We start from the raw sequence: 24,550 nt of genomic DNA on the forward strand, positions 1-24,550 counted from the left end.
TGCCATTATTACTTGTAAGGGTTAAAAACTACACGTTAATGTAAGAAAGGGCCCATCAATCGTGGGCCCTTTGCAAACTTTGGAAATGGTATTTACTTTACAAGTTGAGGCAGGTATTTTTCTAACTGGTCTAAACCGTATTTAATATCATCCATGGAGGCAGCATAAGACATACGTAGATAACCTTCACCAGAAGCACCGAAAGATGTTCCTGTAAGCAAAGCTACCCCAGCTTCATTTAGAAGTTTTTCCGCTACATCATCCGACGGTCTATGCAGTTTCTTAATGTTAATCCACGTATAGAAAGCACCTTGCGGTTCTACGCAGTGCACTAAATCCATAGAGTTTATTCTTGGAACAATATAATCTCGTCTTTTCTTAAACTCTGCAACCATGGCTTTGGGTGCATCTTGAGGACCCTTATAAGCTTCTATCCCAGCTTTCTGAACAAATGTGGGCGAATGGCTGTACACATTCGTTTGAAGCTTACTAAACCACGGAACCAATTCCGATGGTAAAACACCATATCCGAGACGCCATCCGGTCATAGCGTAGATCTTGGAGAAACCCTCCATGAGTATTACCTTATCCTTGGCTTCTGGGAATTCATACATGGATGGTGCCATCTCTCCATTGTAGTAAATACGCTGATAAAGCTCATCAGAAACAACAAACAACTTGTTGCCATCAGCCAAATCCAATATCGCCTTAAGTTCTTCCTTGGAAAGGACACTGCCAGTAGGATTGTGCGGACTATTGATGATGATAACCTTCGTTTTGGGCGTGACCATTCTCTTAAGCTCGTCCACATCCAGCCTAAAATTGTTCTCTTCCCTAAGAACGATAGGTTTCGGAACGCCACCTGCAAAACGCACAGCAGAAGAATAAATAGGATACCCTGGATCCGGATAAATCACTTCATCGCCAGGGTTCACCAGAGCCATCATAGTAAAGAAAATTAATGGTTTAGCTCCAGCTGTTACAATAATTTGTGATGGATCCACAGGCACATTTCTCGTCTTGGAAACATACTGTGCAAATGCCTCTCGAGCTTCCGGAAGTCCAAGAGAAGGAACATAATGCGTATATCCATCTTCTAATGCTTGGTATGCGGCTTTTTTTATGTTTTCTGGTGTGTCAAAATCGGGCTCTCCTATTTCGAAATGAGCTATTTTTTTGCCTTGAGCCTCAAGTACACGTGTTTTTGCCAGTACCTCGAATGCCCCCTCACTCCCCAAATTGCCTAATCGATCCGCTAACTGTGCCATGCACGTCTCCTCCTATTATGTTAACATTACGTTAAAGTTGATAATATTATTGTACACTATATGAACGAAAAATTGCATACACTCATTGAAAAGTTATTAGAATGGCAAACAGACCCTGACTGGTGGCCAGGTAGTAGTGTATTCGAAATTGCTTCGTCAGCTATTCTGACACAGAATACTAACTGGAACAACGTAGAAAAAGCGATGCATAACCTACTAGACAGTGGAATAGATTCCTGGGAAAAGCTGCTGTATGACGAGGATTTGGAAAAACATATCAGACCGGCAGGCTTTTACCAAAACAAGTCCAGGGCACTCAGAGCTTTAGCTGGCCTGTTTCTCAGTACACCAGAACCCACAAGAACTCAATTACTGAATCTAAGAGGCGTAGGACCAGAAACTGCTGATAGCATCTTGCTATATGCATTGAATAAGCCAGAGATGGTCATAGATGCCTATACCAGGCGCATATTAGAAAAGTGCAATATCATTACAAAAAAGTGCTCATATGATGAATTAAAAACTATGATACTTGGTGAACTTCCAGCCCATTATGACGTAAATACGCTAAAGAGACTTCATGCCGCCTTCGTAGAAATCGGGAAACGTTATTGCAAGAAAACTACTAAATGTAATTGCTGCCCTCTGGAGGCTATAAAAGAGAGGGGAACCTCCTAAGGGCTCCCCTCTCTTTTATAAGATTTTGATTATGATTACAATGAGTTGCTAAACTCTTCTTTCTTTTGCAAAAGTTCCCACTTACTGTTAACCCACTGCTGAAGCTCAGCAACCTTATCTTCATTACCGCTTTTCATTAGGTGAGCAAAACGCCCTTGAAGTTTTAACCAATCTTCTATAGGTTTCGGATTGCGCGGCTTGAACGTTATATGATACTTACCATTTTCTATTTCGTAAAGTGGCCAATAGTTCGTTTCCACAGCCATACGAGAAACCTTTATAGAATCACCCGTATCATTTCTGTGGCCACGATTGCAGTTTGAGTAAACAGCTAAGAATGTTGGGCCCTCATAACTCAGAGCTTTTTGCACTTTCGTCATTAAGTCAACATAATGGCTCGGTGAAGCAGTAGCTACGTAAGGAATGCCATGAGCAGCAACAATCTCTACTATGTTCTTTTTAGGTTGTGCCTTACCCACTTTGGCTGCACCGACTGGAGAAGTCGTAGTCCATGCGAACTCTGGTGTCGATGAAGACCTCTGTATACCTGTGTTCATGTAAGCTTCATTGTCCAACATCACATAGAGGAAACTGTGGCCCCTTTCCATAGCACCAGAAAGTGCCTGTAAACCTATATCATATGTTCCTCCATCACCGGCAAAAGCAATGAATTTTATCTTCTTGTCTTCCGGAATATCACCAAAGCGCTTTAATGCTTTATATGCCGCTTCAGCTCCACTGGCTGCGGCAGCAGTATTCTCAAATGCTTCGTGTAGCCAAGGAACGCCCCATGAACTGTAAGGATACACAGATGTAGTAACCTCTAAGCATCCGGTAGCATTGAATGCAACTACGTCATACTCGTGAGCAGCCAGCAGTACTTGGCGCACAATAGTACCTTCGTTGCAACCAGCGCAGAGTCGGTGTCCACCAACGAACCTCGGTTTTTCATCAGTAAGGCTCTTTATATTTATCACTGCCATTTTTTTATCACTCCCTTACTCCAACCCAATTAACCAAAGGCTCAAAAGCGCCTTTTTCCAGGGCTTTATAACCTGTATCGAATATTTGCTTTATTTCATCCGTAGTTATGTCACGTCCACCAAGCCCGGTAACAAAATCGCCCAGAAGTGGCTTCTGATTCTGGTTGACCATAGCGGTTGCCACTTCCTCAAAAAGCGGACCTGCAGGGCCACCAAATGTATAAGCTCTATCCATAACAGCAACAGCTTTTGCGTTTTTCAGCGCTTCCCTGATTTCTTCAACAGGGAATGGCCTGAATAATCTTATTTTTAAGACGCCGACTTTCTTACCTTCTTTACGCAAAGCATCAACGGTATCTTTTGCTGTACCAGCGGCGCTGTTCATGGCAACTAAAACCACATCTGCATCGTCTAACTTATAGTCTTCCAAAATGCCATACTTTCTACCTGTCAACTTCGCATAAGCGTCCGCTACTTCAAGGACAACATCCTTTACATTTTTATAAGCTTCTGCCTGCGCTTTTCTAAATTCCATGTAGTAATCCTGGAGCGCTAAAACACCGAAACTCGTAGGATGTTCTGTATCAAGTAAGCTGTACTGGGGTTTTGGTATAGAACCTATGAAATTCCTTACTTGATCATCTTCCAAAATCTCCACTGTTTCCACAGCATGCGATGTGGTAAAACCATCGTAGTTAACCAGCATGGGGAAACGTACCCTCGGGTCTTCTGCAATCTTTATCGCCTGAATGGTATTGTCGTATGCCTCTTGCGCCGTCTCAGCCCAAAGCTGAAGCCAGCCGGTATCTCTCGCGCCCATAGAATCAGCATGATCTCCATGAATGTTAATAGGAGCACTCAACGCACGGTTAGCGACAATAGTAACAATGGGAGCGCGAGAAGCAGCTGCTATGTGAAGCATTTCCCACATAAATGCTAAACCCTGAGATGCCGTAGCAGTCATAACACGTGCTCCTGAAAGAGAAGCAGCCAAACAAGCAGACATTGCCGAATGCTCACTTTCCACAGGAACAAATTCTGTCCGCACATCGCCATTAGCGACATATTGAGAAAACTCCTGTACTACCTCTGTAGAAGGTGTAATAGGATAGGCAGCAACCACATGCGGTTCAATCTGCTTCATGGCTAAAGCGATAAGTTGGTTAGTTTCCAAAGCAACTTTCATGTCTATCGCTCCTCCTTCACCATATCGATGACCTTAACAGGGCATACTTCAGCACAAACGCCACACCCTTTGCATGCCTCATAGTCAAATCCGATCATTTTGCCACCTTTTGCTTCAATAGCATTATCTGGGCACATGATCCAACAAGTCATACAGTGAATGCATTTGTCCAGGTTAACTACAGGTTTAAAGGTTCTCCACCCTGCAACTATATAAGAACCCTGTGAATTGCCGCCTTCAGGTATAATTACACCTTCTGGCAGTTCGTTCCATTTTTGCTCTTTCACAGTACCTTCACCTCCTCATATCCGCGCTTTAGCGCTTTAACGTTACCTTCGACAATCTGCTCATTAAACTTGGCACTGAATTTATGACGTAAACGAGGCTCAAGGTCTTCCAAGGAAACAATTTCAGAGACCTTTATAAGGGCACCCATTATAGGAATGTTAGGTATAGGTCTGCCGATACAATCCAACGCTATTTGCGTAGCATCTACCGTAGCAACCTTTCCTTTAAACGTGGGAACTTTTGCTCTATAAACCTCTGGACCTTCGCTGCTGTTCACGAGTAAGATGCCGCTATCTTTAAGGCCGGCAGTAACATCCATTGCACCGATCAACGATTCATCCACCACTACAACCACATCTGGAGTCAAAATACCATAGTGAATTCTGATAGGCTCATCACCAATTCTGGTAAAAGCTGCTATAGGGGCTCCAGAGCGTTCCGCACCATATTCTGGGAAAGCCTGAATATATTTTCCCGTGTCCATAGCTGCTTCAGCCAATAAATAAGCAGCAGTTTTTACGCCTTGGCCTGCACGTCCATGCCATCTGATTTCTAACAAGGAAATCACCTCCTAAATGAACTTGAAGAACTTACGCTTGCCCACTCGAAGCACACTACCTGGCGTAAGATCCAAGGTAGCCATGGGATCTTCTATTCTCACATCATTTAGCTGAACCCCACCGCCGTTGACTAAACGTTTTGCTTCGCTCCTACTGGACGCTGCGCCTATGTACACTAAAAGATCTGTTACTGTTTTCACCCCTTCATTATATAACGTTTCTATTTCATATGCATCCATGTATTCAGGAAGCTCACGACGCGAGAAAATTCTTAAGAATTCTTCCTGTTGTACTGTTGCCTCATCGTCGCCATAAAAGAATGACGTTATGAGCCAGGCGAGTTTCAACTTTGCATCCTTGGGATGTCCAGATAATATCTTTTCTATTTCTTTGTCTGTTAAATCTGTTAATAATTTGTAATAACTTGGCATTAAATTATCTGGGATGCTCATCAATTTACCGAACATTTCTTTGGGTGGGTCATTAAAGGCAACATAATTGCCCAAAGACTTGGACATCTTTTTTTCCCCATCCAGTCCAACCAGTAAGGGCATTGTCATAACAACTTGCGGTTCTTGACCATGACTTTCTTGTAAATCACGTCCCACAAGCAAATTAAAAACTTGATCGGTTCCTCCAAGCTCTACATCAGCATGGATTGCCACTGAATCATAACCTTGAAAAAGTGGATAAAGTAGCTCATGAACATATATGGGAACACCACCTTTATAGCGCATGTTAAAATCGTCTCTTTCCAAAAGTTGTGCAACTGTATAACGTGAAGCTAATTGCAATATGACATCACGCGCGGATAATTTGGCGTTCCATTCACTGTTAAATCTTATTTCCACTAAGGAAGGATCAAGTACTTTGAATACTTGCTCTTGGTATGTCTTTGCATTCTTCATGACTTCTTCTTGAGTAAGAGCAGGTCTCGTTTTGTTTCTGCCAGTGGGGTCGCCTATGCAACCAGTAAAATCACCGATTATGAAGATTATCTTGTGTCCCAGCTCTTGAAACTGCCGCAGTTTCCTCAACACGACAAGATGTCCCAAATGCAGATCTGGAGCAGAAGGGTCGGCTCCGAGTTTCACTCGCAGTGGCCTTTTGTCTACAATTGCCTTTTCTATCTTCTTTTGTAAGTCTTCTTCACTTATAAAATCCACAACGTTTCTTTTTAAGTACTCTATTTGTTTTGATATGTCCAAGTCTTATAAAACCTCCTGTTTTGGTGAATGCGTTATAATGTAATTCTACTATGGCCAAAGCTAAGAAAAAGCGCCGCATTAGGTGGCTAAGAGTTTTTGGAGCAATTCTGGCGGTTTTGGCGATTATCGCTTCTATCGTCGCTGTATATGCAGTAAATGTTATAAAAACACTTGCTGCTGATCTGCCGCAACCAGACCAAGTAAAGATTGATATACAAGAACCAAGTGTTGTATATGATCGTAATGGTGTTTTACTCGGCTATTTGGGCAGTAACAGTCCTTATAAATATATTTCTTTAGATGAAATGGGTCCCATAGTGCCCAAAGTATTCGTTGGGTCAGAAGATCACCGTTTTTACCAACATGGTCCTGTCGATTGGGTTGGCATAACCAGAGCTGCTATAACAAATGTACTTCATGGCTCAGTGGAACAAGGCGGAAGCAGCATTACGCAGCAACTTGCCCGAGTGATGTTTAATTTAGGTATGGAAACATCCATGGACAGGAAGCTTAAGGAGTTTGTTTTAGCTTACAGACTTGAACAGCGTTATACAAAAAACCAGGTGTTAGAGCTTTACCTAAACATGGTTTACTTTGGTGATGGATGCAATGGTATAGAAACTGCTGCTGAGCATTATTTTGGGAAAACAGCAAAAGACCTTACCCTATCTGAAGCTGCATTGTTGGCAGGCGTGCTTCCTGCCCCCTCTGTTCGTGCACCCAACAGTAATCTGGATGCAGCTTTGAAAGCTCGTGATGTGGTCTTAAATAAACTGCTATCTATTGGCTATATAACACAGGAGCAATACGAGCAAGCAAAGTCAGAAAAAATTACACTTTCCAAAGAAACATTGGCTGAGCAAGATGCGAAAGGTTATGCATTAGATTATATAAGAAGTTTTATGGTGAGTAACTTCGGTTCTGACCTAACTTATAAAGGTGGGCTTTCCGTTTACACGACTTTTGATAGCAAGCTTATAGATGGTTTGCAAAAATCATTAGAAGACTATCTCGACTACAGAGACAAAACGATTTCTGGAACTGTAGTCCTTGATGATAAAGGCGTCAGGCAGCCTCAGCCCGGTGCAGTAATTGTCGACCCAAGAAACGGAGAAGTGTTAGCCATGGTAGGAGGGCGGAAGTATTCTGAAACCCAATATAACAGGGCAGTAGCGCCACGCGCAACAGGATCGTCTTTTAAGCCTATCGATTATGCAGCAGCTATACAAATGAACTTGTTAACACCATTTGACACATGGGTTTCTGAACCCATAAAAGTACCTATCCCCGGGGATACGTGGAGCCCTCACGAGTTCAATATGACATGGTGGGGACAGCTCACTGTAAGGGACGCCATTGTGCGTTCCTCTAATATAGCAGCAGTGAAGACTGCTCTTCTCGTGGGTATAGACGGTGTACAGTACTACGCCAAAAAGTTTGGTATAACAGAGGAAGTAAGACTTGTGCCAAGCACTGCTATCGGCGTAAATGAGATTAGCCCGCTTAATCTGGCGCTTTCTTATGCACCATTTGCTAACGGTGGATATGCTGTGGAACCTGTAGTCATAAGAGAAATAAAAAATAGCGGTGGTGTAACAATTTACCAGGAGTCTCCTTGGAAATACAGGGTTCTTGATGAATCCAGCGCTTACGTTATGAGCGACATGCTTCACAGCATGTTTATGGGTAATGCCTATACGCCAAAAGCAGCTATAGATGGTAGATTCTTGGCTGGTAAAAGTGGGACCACCAGTTCTTGGAAGGATTCATGGTATGTAGGGTACTCGACCAATTTTGTTTATGCTCTAACTGTTGGCATCGATGCTGACACACCTGAAGTGCAAGGGGCTTATAAGAACATGACCACGAAACACCCTGGCATGTGGGTTTGGGGCTATACGGCACGCGACTTATTTAAAGAGAATCTAATACCAGCTGGGCCAAAGCTTCAAAAACCGTCTAACTTAGTAAGCGTGACAGTGAATTTTAAGGACTCAGAACTTTTGGGTGGCTCTGGCCAAAAAGCCGTTACCAGCATAACCAAACCGGACGCAGTGCCTTTGCAAGCTTCACCTGTGAATTGGCAAGCAGTAGAGTTGAATAACGACCTCACTGTTACTTATAATGGTGCTTGCTCCACTTTCCAACCAGTAACAGTTCTTTGGCCAATACCGACAAGACAGCAACCGCCTTTAGACAACTGCGGGTCAGTAGAAACACCTACAGAAACAGAGACGCCAACAACTGCGACAGAGCCCATAATTACACCAACTACGAGCACAACACCAGAACCCAATATACCCCATTTATAAGAATTTTCGCAGGCATCACAAAAAAAGGTCCGACACCATGGTGTCGGACCTTTTTTGTAGGAAACAGATCTTAACTGTTTATTTTATGTTGTAAACATCTTCCAGTTTTGTCGTCAGGTAATCTACAAAATACTGCGGATTGAGAGGTTCACCTGTAACCATTTGCACTAATTCTGAAGGGGTATACACAGAACCATGCTTGTGTACCTTTTCTTTTAACCACTCATGAATGGGATTCAAGTCGCCTTTCTTCAAAAGTTCATCCACATCAATATCTTTCTTCATAGCTTTGAGGAACTGAGCTGCATACAAATTACCCAATGCATACGATGGGAAGTAACCAATCATACCACCAGCCCAGTGTGTATCTTGCAAAATGCCATCTTTGTTATCCGATGGTCTTATACCGAGATACTTCTCATACTTGTCATTCCAAACTTCTGGAGCTTCATCCACAGTAATTTCATCGTTGATAAATGCTTTTTCCATCTCATAACGGATTATGATATGCATTGCGTAAGTAAGTTCATCCGCTTCGGTACGGATAAGTGATGGTTCTACCGTGTTAACTGCTTTGTAAATGTCTTCAGCGGTAGCATTTTTTAGATTTGGGAAAACATCTATCACAGTATCATAGAAAAACTGCCAGAAGCCTTTGCTCCTACCTATCATGTTTTCATAGAATCTGCTTTGAGATTCATGTATACCCATGGAAACGCCAGTTGCTAAACCTGTCCCATAAAGTGAATCCGAGATATCTTGTTCGTAAAGACCATGGCCACCTTCATGCATAGCACTGAAGAGAGATGAGAGAAAATAACTTTCATCGTAACGGTTTGTAATACGCACATCGCCATTGAAAAACGAGGTGGTGAAAGGATGCGCACTTATATCAACTCTACCTCTTTGAAAATCGAAGCCCATCAGTTGTAGTGCTTTATGGTTCAGTTCTTTCTGCTTCTCCGTAGGATAATTACCGGCTAAGAAACGCCTATCTGGTTCTTTTCCCTGCTCTTGGAGGCGACGGAGCAATGCCACCAGTTTATCTCGTAACTCAGAAAACACCTTGTCTAGAACAGCAGTAGTCATGCCAGGTTCATACTCATCCAACAGTGTATCGTATTTGTTCTCTTTGTAGCCCAGATAGCCTACAAACTCTTTCTCAAAATCAATTATCTGTTTCAGATAAGGCTTAAACGCTTCATAATCATTGCGCTGACGAGCATCCGCCCATACCGCTTGAGCCTCAGAAGTCAAACTGGAAAACGCAACATATCGATCAATAGGAATTTTAACCAAACGCTCATAGGACTTTTTCATCTCACGTAGCATTGCCTTTTCCACAGGATCATCTAAGTTCTCTTGCTCCATCCAGGAAATGTAATCTCCCACTACATGGTCTGTCATGAGTTTGTACATCTCGCCAGATAAATAACCTAATACTTCAGACCTGCCTTTAACTCCTCCTGGGGGAACATTAACTTCTAAATCCCAGCTTAGAACGCCCAATGCATGGCCAAATAGCTCAATTTTTCGCATGTAACTTTTGATCTCAGAGATCTTTTCTTCGTGATTCACCTTCATCCCTCCCGTGTTTATAGTTATTTAACACCAATGAACGGACTTGGGTCCACTGGTTTGCCACCGAACCGCACTTCAAAATGGAGATGAGGACCCGTTACGAAACCTGAAGCACCTGTGTAAACAAACGTCTGTCCTTGCACATAATCTTTATCTTGAGGCAGGCGAAGCAAATGTGCATATACAGTGACACATCCGCTTGTGTTAAAGACGGCAAAATAACCCCATTGAGGACGGTAACCCGTGTATATGACCTCGCCATCAGCGGCTGCACGTGCTGGGTATCCTGCCATGGCAAGAATATCGATTCCGCTATGAAGGACATTAACTTTGAGCAATGGGTGCATACGATTTCCAAAACCAGAGGTTACTATGGGATTAGGTATCGGAGAGATAAGCGAGCACTTCGAAGTCGTTGTATTCTTGTTTGCAGAAGCCGCAACTTGGCTCAGTAGGTTCTCTGTGTCTTTACGGTCAGCAACCCATTGTCCACTAAAATCTTTACTGTATTCTTCTATTTGGAGTTTCATATTATCCACATGTTCGTAAAGGGCACTAGCCCTGTTGTCTTTGTCAAATGTTGACCTGTCAAGCAATGATGTTGCAAATTGGTCAATGTAGGTGAAGAGTTCTATTGGTGTATCCTGAACGGTGAAATAGCCACCATGTAGCACCAAACTTACCTGAGGAAATGTCTTTGCTCCGAGTTGGGCAGCAACCTTTTGAGGCATGGGAAGTATCACATTGTTACCTTTTATATTGCCACTTTCGTCCATGACTAGAGACCCGGAAAGCTGGAAACTACGGGACAGGTCAGCATATTTTATGGATGAGAAGGTAAGCGTTTTAGCATCTAAATCCACAGTAATTCTTATTTGGTCATCGAAGTTCCAAGATAAGGTGTGACCCGTTTTTTGCACTTGAAAACCATATTGTTTCAATAAACTTAGTGGGATAAAACCGTCTTTTGATGTAGCGGTACCTACAACTTTAAACGTTGGATACCCTTGGGGCTTTTCATACAAACTCACTTTACCTTGATAATACGAGCCCATAACATACACATCAGCTAAAGAAACACCCATACCCACGTCTGCTGTTGTACTTGTTTTGAAAAAAGATATGTCAGCTGATATTTTTGATGCTTTATCTATGGTAAAAGGCAGGTTTATTGTCTTACTATTCCAAACAAAAACCACACCATGGCTAATTACGGTAGCGCTTTCTGCATCTTCTTTTAGCGTAATGCTCACCAGTCCAGGTTTGTTTACCTTCACATTTAAAGAAGCTTCATAGTTTTTCTGGACGCCTTGTACCACAGGAACCGCTACCAAATCACTGCTGACTTTTACATTCCAAGGTGTGAAGAAATAAAGAAGCACAAACACAACGAGCAATAGCCAAAGAACTCTCCAAGGGAACCTTGCCTTTCTTTTTCTGCGTGGAAGATAATTATAGTTGTTCATACATGTATTATTGTAGTATGGAAAGGCACATACAGAACCTTATAGATCGTGATATTCTCTTGGAGAACGTAGCTATCTTTTGTTTAGACCATTCGTTACCGTTGGAAAATTTAGGAGAAGGAATTTTCTTCACGTACGAGAACGCCTATTACATCGTTTCGGAAAAACAACGCCAAAGGGAAATAGCCAAATCTATAATGTCTACGGCAAACGAAAAAGACTTGCAACTGTACGTCAAAGACCTTACATTCAGCCACATATGCATAGTGGCACTACATCAAGAGAAAGAGTCCATAGTGCCAAATTACCGCATACTACCAGCTGCAGAAAGCACCACTTTTACGCAACGCTTAGACATCAAAATTTTTCTCGAAATTCTCTCACAGATATAACGTAATCACTTGCTTTGGTTGCTATCCAAAATTGTTTGCACCAACTGAGCAGACTCCGGCTTGAGAGAGACGAATCCTTCAGTACCAGATGGCCAATAAAGTGGCTTTTGGGTAGTAGCGTTATCCATTATCTTTTGTAGTTCTTCCTTTTCCACGAAGCCATCCCATACAGCAAGCAACTTGCCGTTTCCATTCGCTAAAACGACAATTGGTGTTCCTATGTTCGTATCGTTACATCCTTGTGAACTTAAAACAGAAGCAAGTGAACAAAACTCATTCAACGTTGTTTGCGTCCCTGTAATGGCCGGATTGATTTCTATGAATATAGTGTTGGTCGCACCAAACATTTCTGTAGACAAAGCCTTCATCTTCTGACAATAAGGACACGATTGAGTACCATAAATGTACATTTTATATGAAACACTGTCCGTATCTGCCGTCTTGCTTGAAGTAGAGCAACCTGCAAGCATTATTAACATCATCGCAATAACAGCTACTAAAGAAGCTGCCTTTTTCATCTATGTGCACCTCCACGTATAATTAACTTGTTTAGTAACGTTCATTATAATATGATGCAAAAGATACAACGACCTATATATGTTTAAGTATGTGACAAATGCTTACTACCCGACTACGGCTGGCTCTATTACCAGGGCTCCTTTTTTAAACCGGTCAGGAGATAATGGCCGTAAATCTATATCCATCGGCTCCCCCATCATCCACTTGCTTAATTGTTCGGCCATCACTGGGCCAAACATGAAACCATGTCCGGAACCTCCAGCAGCTACCCATAGACCGCTTATGTCTTCCAGAGGACCAATGGCATGATGGTGGTCTGGTGTCATCTCATAAAGCCCAGCCCATTGCCTAACAACGTTTACACCTTTAAGAAATGGAAGAACATTGGTAGCTTCAGAACTCATTCTTAAGAGAAAATCTATGCTGCTTGAAAAATCAAATTCATCAGGCCTGTACCAGTGTCTTGGATCCTCAGGAGGAATACCCATAATGAACGACCCATGGGGCCTTTGCTGGATGTAATATCCACGTGAGAATGAAATAACCATGGGGCCAAGAAGCCGTTCCCACGGTTCTGTTATAAGAATCTCGTGCTTTTCACCCCACAATGGTAAATCAATACCTACTGTTTTCAAAAGCGATGTGGTCCAAGCACCTGCGCATACAAGCACACGCTCTGCATAAACAGAACTGCCATCTTGGAGTCTTACACCAGTAATCTTTCCATTTTCTGTTAAAAGTGTGTCTACAGGTGTCCATTCCCTAATTTCTACACCTAACCGTTTTCCAGCCTCAGCATAGGCAAAGGTGACATGGAATGGATCAGCATGACCATCACGATCATGATATGTGGCACCGTACACGCCTTCCACATTTACGCGAGGGAAAGCCTTCTTTACTTCTTCTACACTCAGCACATTTGTTTTAAGACCATAGGTGTGCTGAACTTCAACATTTCGCTTAAGGCCCTCAAATTCAGCCTCCGAATAGGCTAGGACCAAATAGCCACCTTGCCACAACTCGAGGTAGTCATTATCACATTCCAACTCTTTTGCCATGTTTTCAAAAATCTCCAAACTTCTAGCCATGAGTTTTACGTTGAATGGTGATCCAAATTGCGCCCTTATACCGGCAGCGCAGGAACCGGTAGATCCCCCTGTAAGAAACGTTTTCTCCAAAAGAAGTATTTTGCCGGCTCCTCTTTTAGCAAGTTCATAAGCTGTAGCTACACCTTGAATACCTCCGCCAACAATGATTATGTCGTAAGTCATAAATGAGCCTCCTTCTCCAGCGCTTTGAATGGTATGCTCCTAAGTGGAGGTCTGATAACGTTTTCTCGCAGATACAATGCTGATAATGGCTTCCCTTTTATAGCAGAAAGTTCTCTTAATACAAGAAGGCGGCATGTCTTTCCACCGCAAGGTCCCATTCCTATTCTTAGGTAACGTTTCAATTTATCCCAAGAGTCATAACCATCTTCGATGGCTCCTCTGACATCATGCAATGTAATGTCTTCGCACCTGCAAATAATCACTTTATTGTCATCCATCCCATTCACCTCCTCCTGAAAGACCGTACAGTCATTAGCTCCGACGCAGGTATTTCAAGTGTAATAAGTGTCGTCTTACTGCTTTTATCCAATGAAGGAAGTCTTACTACTCTTATTACATCCGCGTCGCATACGAATTGACCATAACGGTCCAGCCCTTGCACCTTATCGCCCTTTTGTGGTACATCAGGCATTTCATAAGGTATGGTTATTTGGGCATGGTTGGCTTTTAACGATAATAAAAATATCGCCAAACCAGGACAAGACGCCACACAGTTGCCGCAGCCAGTGCATTTATCAAAATCGATAACGGGTGTGCTGGTCAGTGTTTTCATGCTAACAGCGCCTACGGGGCAAGCTTCTACACATGGATTGCAAGGAATATCTTGGAAACACTCGTGAACTGCCACAAATCCTTGTTCTAAACGTTCTCTACGTGGCATGTTCTTGCCAATGTCTTCCAACGTTGGGACACCATCTACGTCAAGCATTCAACTCACCCCGCATGCGTTCAATACCCTCCAAAACTTTCTTGCTCAAGGAACTTGTCCTGAAAATTGACAAAGCTTCCAGGTTATCCTTAACAGCCTGCATATTATCCTGATATCCCAAGTCGTTAGCTGCTGCAAGTCCTGCTATGGTACCTCCAATACTCGCTGTGGTGGCTTCCTCTATGCCACCCGCATCACCAGCAACAAAGATATCCTTGTTTGTCGTACGCCCACATTCATCGTGCCATGGAACAAATCCACCTAATTCCGGTACATAAACAGTTTTCACACCCATCATCTGGAAAATATCAGTAAGCGGCATCAACCCAACAGCTAAAGCAACAGCATCTACATCGTGGCGTTTCTCAGTGCCTGGAATGGGCTGCATCTTTTCATCAACTTTTGCAGTGATTGCACTTTCTACTCTGCTGTTCCCGTACACACCCAAGACCGTTCGACCCAAAAGGAGGGGAACGCCGAGCCTTTGCACTTTCGCGGCATGTACCCAGTACGCTCCACCAAGCTTAGGCAAAACATCTACAATAGCATCAACGGTAGCACCTGCCTGCAAGAGTTGATAAGCCAATATGACACCGACATTTCCACTCCCCACTATGAGGAAGCGCTCTGCTGGCAAAACACCGTATTCATTCATTAATGTCTGCACAGCGCCTGCTCCCATTACGCCGGGCATGTCGTTATTTTCAAAAAGTATCATACGTTCTGCTGCCCCGGTACATACGATAAGTTTTTTCGCCTTTATGGTAATATGGTCACTCCATGAAGCAGCCAAATATGTTCCATCACGGTAAGCTCCTACAACCTCGTAACCCAAAAGAATTTGAACGTTATCGTTATTCATAACATCTTCTGATAAACGCTTCGCAAGGTTGAAACCCCTTGTTCCGGCGCCTTTTTCAGCCCACCCAAAAAATTTATGCGTTTGTTTCACTAATTGACCACCTAAATGTTGGAATTTATCTACCAGCAATACATGAGCGCCACTTTGGGCAGATGCCAGAGCAGCGTTCATACCAGCCGGTCCACCACCTATAACTAAAACGTCCGTTTCTATCATGGCATCATCCCCTTGTTAAGCTGCTGCTCTACGGTCATTCCTTCATGAACGGAAGTAATACAAGCACGTGTATTGGGAACACCATCGATAATCATTAGACAACTGCTGCAGTTACCTATAGCGCAAAACAGTCCTCTGGGCCGGTGTAAATTCACACTCTGCCTAAACACATCAATCCCATTAGCAATCAAGGCAGAAGCCACAGTATCACCATCATAGGCTGGCAATGGTTTACCCTCATAAAAGATGGTTACCTGCGCGCCTTTCTGAAATTCGATCACAGGATGCACTGTAATACGACGCCCCACTTCACTACGCCTCCCCATTACTTAATATTACTATCTTAATAATTTAACACAAATTAACAAAAATGAGATAAATAAAAAAGAGGTAAAACCTTTCATGGTTTTACCTCAAACGGTGCATTGCTACTCGTACCTTAGCGCTTCGACAGGATTGAGTAAGCCTGCCCGATAGGCAGGATAAATGCCAAAGAAAACACCAATTAGCAGAGCGAAAGAAACTGACAGAAGCAAGTTCTGCCATGTTATGAGCATGGGAATAGCAATAACTGAGCTTGCAGCAGAACTTAAACCCCAACCTATCAATATCCCAATGACACCGCCACCCAGCGTAAGTATGAGTGCTTCTATGAGAAATTGGAACAATATGTCCTTTCTGCGGGCTCCCAAAGCCTTCCTAATGCCAATTTCTCTGGTTCTTTCAGTTACAGAAACTAACATAATGTTCATCACGCCTATTCCGCCCACCACCAGAGATATACCAGCGATAACAGCTAACACCAAACTTATTACATTCAAAATATTATTCACGGCGTCTAAAGCGGAAACCAATGAACTTGCCTGGAACCCGTCCTTAACGTGATGCATGTTATTAAGAATATTCACCGCCAGACGACCGTATGTCTCCACTTGGTCTTGAGCGCTAAGAACCACTGCCAAGCTCGTTATGTTAGAAACCATACCTGAGCTCTTCAGTGTAGTATAAGGAACGTAAACAGTTATGGGTATGTTGTTCTTCGCAGATTCAGGAATGGCGGACATACCACCATTTCCACCCACACTAAAGCCACTCTTGATTGTACCGATTATTTTCACGGACAAGATATTCCCATTAACGTTTACTTGAATACGTTTTCCTAAAATATTAGGTGGCAAAAGCCCTTGCTCTATGGAATTGGCATCCACAAGCCCAACAGGGTCACCGTTCCTAACGTTGGCATCTGAGAAAAACTGCCCCGCGCTCAAAGACATACCGAAAGATTGAAAATACTGCTCGTTCGTGCCAAAGACCATTGCCATACCTGTACGGCCACTTACGCTGTAAAATCCTGTGGAATTCTGTATGGGAACTACCGACTTCACGTAAGTGGAAGCATTTTTTAGGGCCAACATATCCAGTTCATTAAAAGAAATATTGCCTGCCGAAGGACTTATAGATATTTGTAGAACACCGCTTCCCAAACGTCCAAGTTCTTGGTTTACAGTACTGGTAACTCCAGAACTCAAAGTCAGAATTGTAAAAACTGACGCAATACCAATTACCACACCCAGCACAGTTAAAAAAGAGCGAAGTCGCCCGCGGAGTATGTTCAGCCAAGCCTCTTTTATTTGTAGAAACAACAGATTCATGCGTGCGTTTCCTCTCTTTCCACCAAACCATCCTTTATATAAACGATACGCTGAGCACGTGCGGCTACGTCCATTTCGTGAGTGACCATTACAATGGTGCTGCCAGATCTATGCAAATCATCGAAAATGTCAAGTATTTGGTAAGATGTAGCCGTATCCAAGTTTCCTGTGGGCTCATCTGCTAATAGCAAACTAGGCTCCATAACGATAGCTCGTGCAATAGCCACACGCTGCATTTCACCACCAGATATTTGGGTCATTAACCGGTGCCATTTCGCAGACAAGCCAACTTTATCTAAAGCATCCATAGCACGCTTTCGCGCCGTAGCTCCTGTTATACCAGCATAATACATGGGAACCATGACTTGCTCCATGAGATTTAAATGGGGAAGTAAGTTGAACGCTTGGAAAACGAATCCTATCTTCTTATTCCGTATCTTTGCCAATGCGTTGTCAGACATTTGCGAAACATCCTCACCATCTAAATAATAAGAACCAGAAGTGGGTGTATCGAGGCAGCCCATAATGTGCATGAGTGTTGACTTTCCGGAACCTGATCTACCTGTGATAGCAATATATTCATTTTTTTCCACAGCCAAATTGATACCTTTTAGCGCTTCAAAAGCTGCGTCTCCCTTACCATAAACTTTTCTTATATCTTTTAACTGAAGTTGTGCTTGTGTCACAATTCACTCCACAATAACTTTCTGGCCAACAGGAGTATCTAACTGATCTATTATTACATGTTCTCCAGATTCCAAACCCGAAGTAATTAAAGCAGTCCCAGAAGATTGGCTACCTACTTCAACTGTCTTTTCTTGAACCACATTATTCTGAACAACTTTTACCGAGTAAGAACCGTCTTCCCCGTAAATGAGAGCGGAAGATGGTATAACCAAACCAATCTTTTTATCCTTGAGTATTTCCACATCTACAGATGACCCAATAGGAATATTGGTACCATCATCGATGGTCACCTTGACACTAACGGTATTGTTTAAACTTACGGGACTAACGAAGGACACGCTTCCACTGAACGTTTGATCACCAAAGAAAATTGTTGCATTATAACCAACTTTGACAGAAATTGCATCTACAGGATTTAATGACAGAGAAACATTCCTCTTAGAAACGTCATATACGACAACAGCAGGCTGCCCCATAGGTGACGGAGCGCCTTCAGTCACACCAACCGATGCTACAATGCCATTAGCAGGTGACTTTATCGTATAATCCTTTAGTTTATTCTCTAAAGAAGTAATGTTCAACTTCTGGTTATCGATCTGTATCTCTTGCATCTTAATTTGATCATCTAAAGATACGCCCCCACTTTGCTGGAGTGCAGCTCCTCCGGAGTTTTTTAGATTCTTATAACTTTGCAGTTGAATTTGTAACACCTGAAGTTGATTCTTCGCAGCACTCAGCTGTGTCTGAAGATCACTGTCATCAAAACTAACCAACGTCTCTCCTTTTGTAACATTATCGCCTACATCCACCATAACCTTTTCGGCATTCATGCCCGTAGGGCCATAGAGCATAAACTGCTCATTCGGCTCTACGTATCCGCTGGCATACACTGTCTCCTCAACGGTTCCAGTTTGGACGGTAGCTGTTTTAACTTTTGCTTGATTGGAACTGCATCCACTCAGCAGTAATGCTCCAACGACGACAGCTAACGGCAACATAACTACCCTACGCTTGGAATGTATACTCACTATGGTTCCTCCTACTCTCAAAATACTCAAATTATACTAAAACTTATAGAGATTCATCTTCACCAAGTTTTACGTTTCCGAACAGATAAAACCACAACAAACTAAGAATCAGCTCCACCATCCAAAGAGTCCAAGCCATACTCATTACACACCACCTCCAATTTCTGTTTTTACTCTTCATTAGCTATATACCCTAAAAAGTACATTTAAGTTGCAAAGAATAGAAATATGGATGAAGTGGTAATATTGTATTTAGATTCACTTAAAAGGAGGGGTAAGAAATGAAGACAAATCAAGTACAAAATGACACAAGTAAAACCGAAAAACACACTCCCTACATTGATGTTCCTTCAGAAGTAAAAGTAAATGAACCGTTTCAAGTAACAGTGCAGGTAGGCAAGGACATTCCTCATCCAAATCTCGTAGAACATCACATTAAGTGGATTCAAGTTTTCTTTGAAGAGGAAGGCAGAGCATTTAACCCCATACATGTCGCAACTTTTGATATGGGGCCAACTTATGCTGAACCAAAGGTTTCTTTTACAATGAAAGTTCAAAAACCTGGTAAGCTTATTGCTCTTGCATACTGCAATGTACATGGTTTATGGGAGAATGCAGTAGAAATTAAAGCAATTTAAAACAGAAGGAGTGGTAAGAATGGGAGAATTCGCTCGAAAATACAGTATCGGCAATACAGATGAGTTGTTAAAACTGCTAAACAAAGCCTATGCTGACGAGTGGATTGCCTATTTCTATTACCAGACAGGTGCTGCATTACTCAAGAGTTTGAACGGAAAGATAACTGCCGACCAGCTCACGGAAATGGCTGAAGATGAAGAAGAACATAGAAAACAATTATGCGAGAGAATTGTAGAGCTGGGAGGAAAACCCGTATCAGAATGGGATGAAATTTCAAAGCAGGCAAATTACCCAAAGATCACCTATCCTATCAGTGAAACCGATTGGCAAGGTTTTTTAAGGGCTGTACTGGATGCGGAGCGTGGTGCCATAGAAGTGTACGAAAAACTTGTGGAGTTCCTTCGTCAAGGCAACGGCGACCCCGTAACTTTCCACGTGATAAGGCATATCTTGCAAGAAGAAATGGGACACGAAGAAGAAATCGAAACACTGTTAGGCATATAAAACAAATACACACCAAAGGAAAAGAGGGAACAAAAGTGTTCCCTCTTTTCCTTTTATATGGTTATTCTTTTAATCTTCGTCGCTAAACCACGTCGGGTCGAACCATTCAACTTCTCTTGGACCGCCTGATTTCATCCTATTTAATATTAGTCTGGCCACTGGCGTATCAAGGTTTTGCAAACGTACTTCAGTGTCAGCCGAACTTTGTATAACTTTCAGTGCATCACTCATAAGATTTTCAAAATCGCCTAACCATGGAGCATCTTCTGGGACAGAAAGAATGAGTTCGTCCCATATGTCCAACTTAAGGCTCACTGCTACTAATTGCTTTAGCAATGCCATCGTGTCACCAGTATATGTCTCTAAGCGTTTCAAAATCTCTTCCATAGCAGCTATGGCAACGTCTAAGTTCTTTGTTCCAGATAAAATACCAAGCAAGCCATACAGACCATTTTCGCCCGGTAATTCCCTAAGAATTTCCAGAGACTTCTTTGGAAATTTAGCGCCAAGCTCTCTTCCTAAAGCCTGAGCCTGCTTCACAGTAAGCACATTCCCTTCCTTGTCAAGCAAAATACGGCGTGCTAGTGCTGTGTCTTCTCTTTTTAACACCTCTGCCAAAAGTTTTAAGAGAAGCTTGAAGCGTATAGGTGTTTTCATTTTTGCAATGATTTCGTCATATAGGGAACCGAGGTTTTCTGATTTCACTAATAGTTCGTCGAAAGATTGAAGCGCCTTTTCCTCATCTACGTCCATGGATGCTTTGAAAGCCGATTTTAGATACTTGATGTCTTGTGTTCTTCTGTAAATTGTCAGATAAACATCAGCTAAATCTTTATCTGATACGAGATTATTCGTAATAGCATATTGGAGCAGTTCTTCTAACCTATTGGGAGGCAGGTGCTGTGCTAATGCAATTACCAATGGTCCTATCTTTATTTTCCAATCGTACTTCTGTATAGCTGAAAATATCTTTCCTGACTCAAATCGTTTTTTACTGAGGATATCTAAGAGACAATAAATCAAAACGCCGTCCGCACTATCACCAAAAAGTAAATCAGCATCGTTCCTTGCTCGAATGAGCCTTAAATCATCTACAAGTGAGTATATGTAAGCAATACCAGCACTCATGCCTAACATGGGTTGCCTTTTCCAAATCTGTTTAATAAGTTCCACAATTCTATTGAGCGTCGCATCGGGAATATCAACTAAACCATAATTCGCTAGAAGAGATAAAAGCGTCTCATAGCGCTGCTCGAGATCTCTCTCACCCACCGCATCGCCCAAACGCAGCAAATTAATATACTCTTCTTTGGGCCTCACCAAAGATTGCTTAAACTCATCTTTACGATTTTTCCAATTATTCAATAGGGATAGTATCGAAAGTTCCATATAATAAGTCTATCATAAAAAAGTCACTATAAATTAATAAATCAGCAATGTTTAAAGGGTCACTGGGGGGTAAAAGGTAACAACATCACCGTCCTTAAATGTGGTAGTTGGATCAGAGATAACCTTTCCATGACAGAACGCTAAATAATCTGTTTTTAACTCTGTTCCATCGAGTAAGAATTTCCGCAGATCGGGACATGCTTCTGCAACTTTGATGACCAAATCATAAAAATCTTTTGCATCCAACTCCATGTTAGGACAACCTATATCCGCGAAATCGCCCATAAAACTAATCTTCACCTTGGCCATTAAAGTCAACCTCCTTCAAACGAACCGATTTGCGTAAATAGTCAAAAACAAGCTGGTCAACTTCTCCAATGGGCTCAGTGGTAACACTGCTACTCGCAGCAGCAGACGCCCACTTCAGTGCCTCATCCCAGCTTTGCCATCTCCAATAACCATCCAGTAAATAAGAAAGAAAAACATCACCAGCTCCCACAGAATTCCTTTTTTTGACCTCTGGTACGTCCACCTTTAACCAGCAACCACCATATGGCTTGAAATAAGCACCTCGTTGCTGGCATGTTATTCCGGCATTCAAGGAAAGTGCGTTTAGATCTAGTCCTTTCGCTTCAAATTGATTAATCTTTACGAGCCAGGCACTGGGCAATGCCGCACGCAAAAATTGCGGTTTCGCGTCCAAAACGACTCTTGCGTTAGCTTCGTTGGCAATATGTGCTAAGGCGGAATAATGTTCAGCATCTACGCCACTGGGAACTGAACCAGCGAACACGATATATGGAAACGATGAAGATAACAAGCGGAAAGTATTAAAAAGTTCAGAAACTTCAAGCTCATTAATTTGTTGATGCCTATCTGAAATTACATATTCCTCTGATCCCGACAATAATGTAAGGTTAATTCGGTTATCGTCACTGCATTCAATTGGGTGAACGGTAACGCTTTCTTTTCTGCATTCATCGACGAGCCAATTTCCAATGCGAGACCCGAAAAAACCTACAACATGGACTTCATGCCCCAAACGTGACAAGAATCGAGCTACATTTAGCGATTTGCTACCAGCCGTCCGATAACGTCTTGCACTCTTATATATCTTTCCTTCTTCGACCTGGTCATCTAATACATTCACCTGGTCCAGAGCAGGGCTAAGTGCGACAACCAATACTTTCATGGAAGGGTGATTTCCACCTTTCTCGTAGAATCAGACCAAGCAACAGACAACCCCATAGATTCTACGATGAATCTAACAGGCACTACCATCACACCATCGATTATCTGTGGAGAAGCGTCCACTTTAAGTGGACCACCATCAACCATAGCTGTGGTGCTATCACTCCATAACTCTACGATATGCCCCATACCGCTAATGGTAACCATTTTCTGACTCTCGTCCCATCCCACGCTGTAACCAAACGCTTCTGAAACAACCCTAATAGGCACCATAGTTCTGCCATTAATTATAGTGGCTGTTACATCCATGTTTTTTGTGACGTCATTAATAGAATAGCTTTTATTACCAACTTGGAATACAACATGCACTTGAGGCATTAAACCGTAAACACCATCTTGCGCGAGCAGGAAAATATTGCCATTATCTGATACCATACTTTCTACGTTTTTAGGATAATTTCCGTAAACAATTCCAACATCTTTTATATCACCCGAAGAAACAAGGTAGATAGAAGACGCCGTACGCACTAAAACGCCTTTATCTGAAGGAAGTACTTGTTGTATAGGGCTCTGAAATTTATAAGTCTTTGGGCCAACGAGATAATTTCCACTACTGTAATACGTAACGCCGTTAATTATAGCTACATGCTCCGCAGAAAGTTCTGTAGAAATATTAGAAATAGTACCTAAAGACAGTAATTTTATACTGTCTGCCGTGGAAATAAAATACCCTTCACCTGTGTAACCATAAGACATTATCGCCGTCGTTTGAAACCCATAAAGAGGCTTTCCAGAAGAAGCATCTACCACTAAGACACGTGGTCGATTCAAATTGTCTTTCACGCGCACAAGCAAATAACCTTCCTGCATATCGCCAAAACCATCGAAAATGGTGCCCTTAACCGTCCGAACAGTTCCGTTCCACTCATAACTACTACCACCAGATTCCCAAGACAGCATGCCATTACTACGCAAAAACGTTGTTTGTTCATATTGATCAGTCCAGCTGCTTGCAGAATATGTCATTCTGTAACTATCCCAAGCTAAGGCAGGGCCAGGCAATAATTTACCGTTAAATGGAGCACGAATCTGGCTTGAGTATTTTGTCAGTGTAGTTCCCTTAAGTTCAAATGTTCCAGAAGGTTGCACCAGAAACCCGCCTTCAAGAAGGGTATTAGGAGGAACTGTTGCGATATTTACATGCCTTTCTCCGTCAAACGATTGCAAATGGTTCGCAGAAATAAAATAAAGCACGTTTTGATAAAAAGAAACACTGGTTACATCATTATAAAATTCACCATTACCAACGGAAAGGACATCCGACCTGAGGCAAGCAATTTCATTATTAGAAAGTACCCAAGCCATGTCACAAACACGCTCATCCACAAGTTGGCACGATGAACCGGTACATTTATTCACCCCTTCAGCAGTAGAAACAATGGCACGTCCAGATGTACCTGTTACGGATATTACTCTTGCAGGCACGGAAGAGACCTCACTCAAAACCGCACTTTTCTGCGCCGAATAAATGTGGTTACCCTTCCAAACCCAAACGACACCATGATCAAAGGAAATGCCATCATAAGCTCCTAATGTTTTCCATTGTCCATTTTCCATTACCTTTACGTTGCCTGAATAGTCCTGAAGGAATAGTGTAGAACCCGTCATAGCAACATATGAAAAATCATTTCCTTTTAAGGATAGAGTAGCTCCACCAGGAAAGAACACAGTCATGGAAGAATCTAAATAACCTAACTGCCCATTATCGTCGAAAACGGAGACAACAAAATGATATGGCGTATAGTTGAACCAACGTTGCTCGCCTGACGTTTGCGCAAAGATGGGTTGAGTGCATAACAGTATTAATACAAGGCTCAAGGATAGAAATTTCTTCATAATTT

The 24,550-nt window shown here is 42.4% G+C and carries 26 protein-coding genes; 5 read left to right on the forward strand and 21 right to left on the reverse strand.

Features of this window, described 5'->3' with window-relative positions:
* Positions 1–92: 92 nt before the first annotated feature.
* Positions 93–1,268: a pyridoxal phosphate-dependent aminotransferase gene (locus D890_RS0105185; RefSeq protein WP_018963451.1), complete on the reverse strand. Its 1,176-nt coding sequence runs from the start codon at positions 1,266–1,268 to the stop codon at positions 93–95.
* 60 nt (positions 1,269–1,328) lie between these two features.
* Here D890_RS0105185 and D890_RS0105190 point away from each other — a divergent pair, with 60 nt between their 5' ends.
* The gene (locus D890_RS0105190) at positions 1,329–1,946 is read left to right on the forward strand and encodes an endonuclease III domain-containing protein (RefSeq protein WP_018963452.1); all 618 of its coding nucleotides are present in this window, start codon (positions 1,329–1,331) and stop codon (positions 1,944–1,946) included.
* A gap of 35 nt (positions 1,947–1,981) precedes the next feature.
* Here the strand turns inward: D890_RS0105190 and D890_RS0105195 are convergent, their stop codons facing one another.
* From D890_RS0105195 to tyrS, 5 genes are read right to left on the reverse strand one after another with little or no spacing between them, the layout of a single operon-like run.
* Positions 1,982–2,929: a thiamine pyrophosphate-dependent enzyme gene (locus tag D890_RS0105195; RefSeq protein WP_018963453.1), complete on the reverse strand. Its 948-nt coding sequence runs from the start codon at positions 2,927–2,929 to the stop codon at positions 1,982–1,984.
* Between the two features lie 7 nt (positions 2,930–2,936).
* On the reverse strand, positions 2,937–4,115 hold the full coding sequence (locus D890_RS0105200) for a transketolase C-terminal domain-containing protein (RefSeq protein ID WP_018963454.1): 1,179 nt from the start codon (positions 4,113–4,115) through the stop codon (positions 2,937–2,939).
* A 2-nt stretch (positions 4,116–4,117) separates the two neighbouring features.
* The gene (locus tag D890_RS0105205) at positions 4,118–4,402 is read right to left on the reverse strand and encodes a 4Fe-4S binding protein (protein ID WP_018963455.1); all 285 of its coding nucleotides are present in this window, start codon (positions 4,400–4,402) and stop codon (positions 4,118–4,120) included.
* The gene (locus D890_RS0105210; RefSeq protein WP_040363490.1) at positions 4,399–4,971 is read right to left on the reverse strand and encodes a 2-oxoacid:acceptor oxidoreductase subunit gamma family protein; all 573 of its coding nucleotides are present in this window, start codon (positions 4,969–4,971) and stop codon (positions 4,399–4,401) included. The genes D890_RS0105205 and D890_RS0105210 overlap by 4 nt, the downstream gene beginning before the upstream one ends.
* Positions 4,972–4,974: 3 nt before the next feature.
* Positions 4,975–6,171 carry a tyrosine--tRNA ligase gene (gene tyrS, locus D890_RS0105215; RefSeq protein WP_018963457.1) on the reverse strand — a complete coding sequence of 399 codons (1,197 nt, stop codon included), beginning with the start codon at positions 6,169–6,171 and terminating at the stop codon, positions 4,975–4,977.
* Positions 6,172–6,221: 50 nt separating this feature from the next.
* On the opposite strand from tyrS, the gene D890_RS0105220 reads away from it, so the two are divergent.
* On the forward strand, positions 6,222–8,483 hold the full coding sequence (locus D890_RS0105220; protein WP_018963458.1) for a transglycosylase domain-containing protein: 2,262 nt from the start codon (positions 6,222–6,224) through the stop codon (positions 8,481–8,483).
* A gap of 78 nt (positions 8,484–8,561) precedes the next feature.
* On the opposite strand, the gene D890_RS0105225 is transcribed toward D890_RS0105220, so the two are convergent.
* Complete coding sequence (locus D890_RS0105225; protein WP_026291329.1) at positions 8,562–10,067, reverse strand: carboxypeptidase M32; 1,506 nt, start codon at positions 10,065–10,067, stop codon at positions 8,562–8,564.
* Between the two features lie 17 nt (positions 10,068–10,084).
* Entirely contained in the window at positions 10,085–11,530 is a 1,446-nt protein-coding gene (locus D890_RS0105230) for a M23 family metallopeptidase (RefSeq protein WP_083916938.1), read from the reverse strand.
* A 17-nt stretch (positions 11,531–11,547) separates the two neighbouring features.
* On the opposite strand from D890_RS0105230, the gene D890_RS0105235 reads away from it, so the two are divergent.
* Positions 11,548–11,922, forward strand: a complete 375-nt coding sequence (locus D890_RS0105235; RefSeq protein WP_018963461.1) for a hypothetical protein — start codon at positions 11,548–11,550, stop codon at positions 11,920–11,922.
* 5 nt (positions 11,923–11,927) lie between these two features.
* Here D890_RS0105235 and D890_RS0105240 read toward each other — a convergent pair whose 3' ends face one another.
* The 9 genes from D890_RS0105240 to D890_RS0105280 form a co-directional block, all read right to left on the reverse strand.
* On the reverse strand, positions 11,928–12,440 hold the full coding sequence (locus D890_RS0105240) for a thioredoxin domain-containing protein (protein ID WP_018963462.1): 513 nt from the start codon (positions 12,438–12,440) through the stop codon (positions 11,928–11,930).
* Between the two features lie 105 nt (positions 12,441–12,545).
* Complete coding sequence (locus D890_RS0105245; RefSeq protein ID WP_018963463.1) at positions 12,546–13,712, reverse strand: NAD(P)/FAD-dependent oxidoreductase; 1,167 nt, start codon at positions 13,710–13,712, stop codon at positions 12,546–12,548.
* Entirely contained in the window at positions 13,709–13,990 is a 282-nt protein-coding gene (locus tag D890_RS0105250) for a (2Fe-2S)-binding protein (protein ID WP_018963464.1), read from the reverse strand. Before D890_RS0105250 ends, D890_RS0105245 begins: the two co-directional genes overlap by 4 nt.
* A gap of 5 nt (positions 13,991–13,995) precedes the next feature.
* The gene (locus D890_RS0105255) at positions 13,996–14,481 is read right to left on the reverse strand and encodes a 4Fe-4S dicluster domain-containing protein (RefSeq protein WP_018963465.1); all 486 of its coding nucleotides are present in this window, start codon (positions 14,479–14,481) and stop codon (positions 13,996–13,998) included.
* Positions 14,474–15,559, reverse strand: a complete 1,086-nt coding sequence (locus D890_RS0105260) for an NAD(P)/FAD-dependent oxidoreductase (RefSeq protein WP_018963466.1) — start codon at positions 15,557–15,559, stop codon at positions 14,474–14,476. Before D890_RS0105260 ends, D890_RS0105255 begins: the two co-directional genes overlap by 8 nt.
* Positions 15,556–15,867 (reverse strand): (2Fe-2S)-binding protein, encoded by a 312-nt coding sequence (locus D890_RS0105265; protein ID WP_018963467.1) that lies wholly within the window; start codon positions 15,865–15,867, stop codon positions 15,556–15,558. The genes D890_RS0105260 and D890_RS0105265 overlap by 4 nt, the downstream gene beginning before the upstream one ends.
* A 120-nt stretch (positions 15,868–15,987) precedes the next feature.
* Positions 15,988–17,211, reverse strand: a complete 1,224-nt coding sequence (locus D890_RS0105270; protein WP_018963468.1) for an ABC transporter permease — start codon at positions 17,209–17,211, stop codon at positions 15,988–15,990.
* Entirely contained in the window at positions 17,208–17,897 is a 690-nt protein-coding gene (locus tag D890_RS0105275) for an ABC transporter ATP-binding protein (protein ID WP_018963469.1), read from the reverse strand. Before D890_RS0105275 ends, D890_RS0105270 begins: the two co-directional genes overlap by 4 nt.
* Before the next feature lie 3 nt (positions 17,898–17,900).
* Entirely contained in the window at positions 17,901–18,926 is a 1,026-nt protein-coding gene (locus tag D890_RS0105280; RefSeq protein ID WP_018963470.1) for an efflux RND transporter periplasmic adaptor subunit, read from the reverse strand.
* A 281-nt stretch (positions 18,927–19,207) separates the two neighbouring features.
* On the opposite strand from D890_RS0105280, the gene D890_RS0105290 reads away from it, so the two are divergent.
* Positions 19,208–19,564 (forward strand): class II SORL domain-containing protein, encoded by a 357-nt coding sequence (locus D890_RS0105290; RefSeq protein ID WP_018963472.1) that lies wholly within the window; start codon positions 19,208–19,210, stop codon positions 19,562–19,564.
* A gap of 19 nt (positions 19,565–19,583) precedes the next feature.
* Positions 19,584–20,069, forward strand: a complete 486-nt coding sequence (locus tag D890_RS0105295) for a ferritin-like domain-containing protein (RefSeq protein WP_018963473.1) — start codon at positions 19,584–19,586, stop codon at positions 20,067–20,069.
* Positions 20,070–20,138: 69 nt separating this feature from the next.
* On the opposite strand, the gene D890_RS0105300 is transcribed toward D890_RS0105295, so the two are convergent.
* From D890_RS0105300 to D890_RS0105315, 4 genes are read right to left on the reverse strand one after another with little or no spacing between them, the layout of a single operon-like run.
* Positions 20,139–21,458 (reverse strand): hypothetical protein, encoded by a 1,320-nt coding sequence (locus D890_RS0105300; RefSeq protein ID WP_083916939.1) that lies wholly within the window; start codon positions 21,456–21,458, stop codon positions 20,139–20,141.
* A gap of 51 nt (positions 21,459–21,509) precedes the next feature.
* The gene (locus D890_RS0105305) at positions 21,510–21,767 is read right to left on the reverse strand and encodes a MoaD/ThiS family protein (protein WP_018963475.1); all 258 of its coding nucleotides are present in this window, start codon (positions 21,765–21,767) and stop codon (positions 21,510–21,512) included.
* The gene (locus tag D890_RS0105310) at positions 21,748–22,650 is read right to left on the reverse strand and encodes a 1-phosphofructokinase family hexose kinase (protein WP_018963476.1); all 903 of its coding nucleotides are present in this window, start codon (positions 22,648–22,650) and stop codon (positions 21,748–21,750) included. Before D890_RS0105310 ends, D890_RS0105305 begins: the two co-directional genes overlap by 20 nt.
* Positions 22,647–24,545, reverse strand: coding sequence for a copper amine oxidase N-terminal domain-containing protein (locus D890_RS0105315; protein WP_018963477.1), 1,899 nt, complete (start codon positions 24,543–24,545; stop codon positions 22,647–22,649). The genes D890_RS0105310 and D890_RS0105315 overlap by 4 nt, the downstream gene beginning before the upstream one ends.
* Between the last annotated feature and the right edge of the window lie 5 nt (positions 24,546–24,550).

Origin of the sequence: Coprothermobacter platensis DSM 11748 (assembly GCF_000378005.1) — a bacterium.
GTDB classification, from domain to species: domain Bacteria; phylum Coprothermobacterota; class Coprothermobacteria; order Coprothermobacterales; family Coprothermobacteraceae; genus Coprothermobacter; species Coprothermobacter platensis.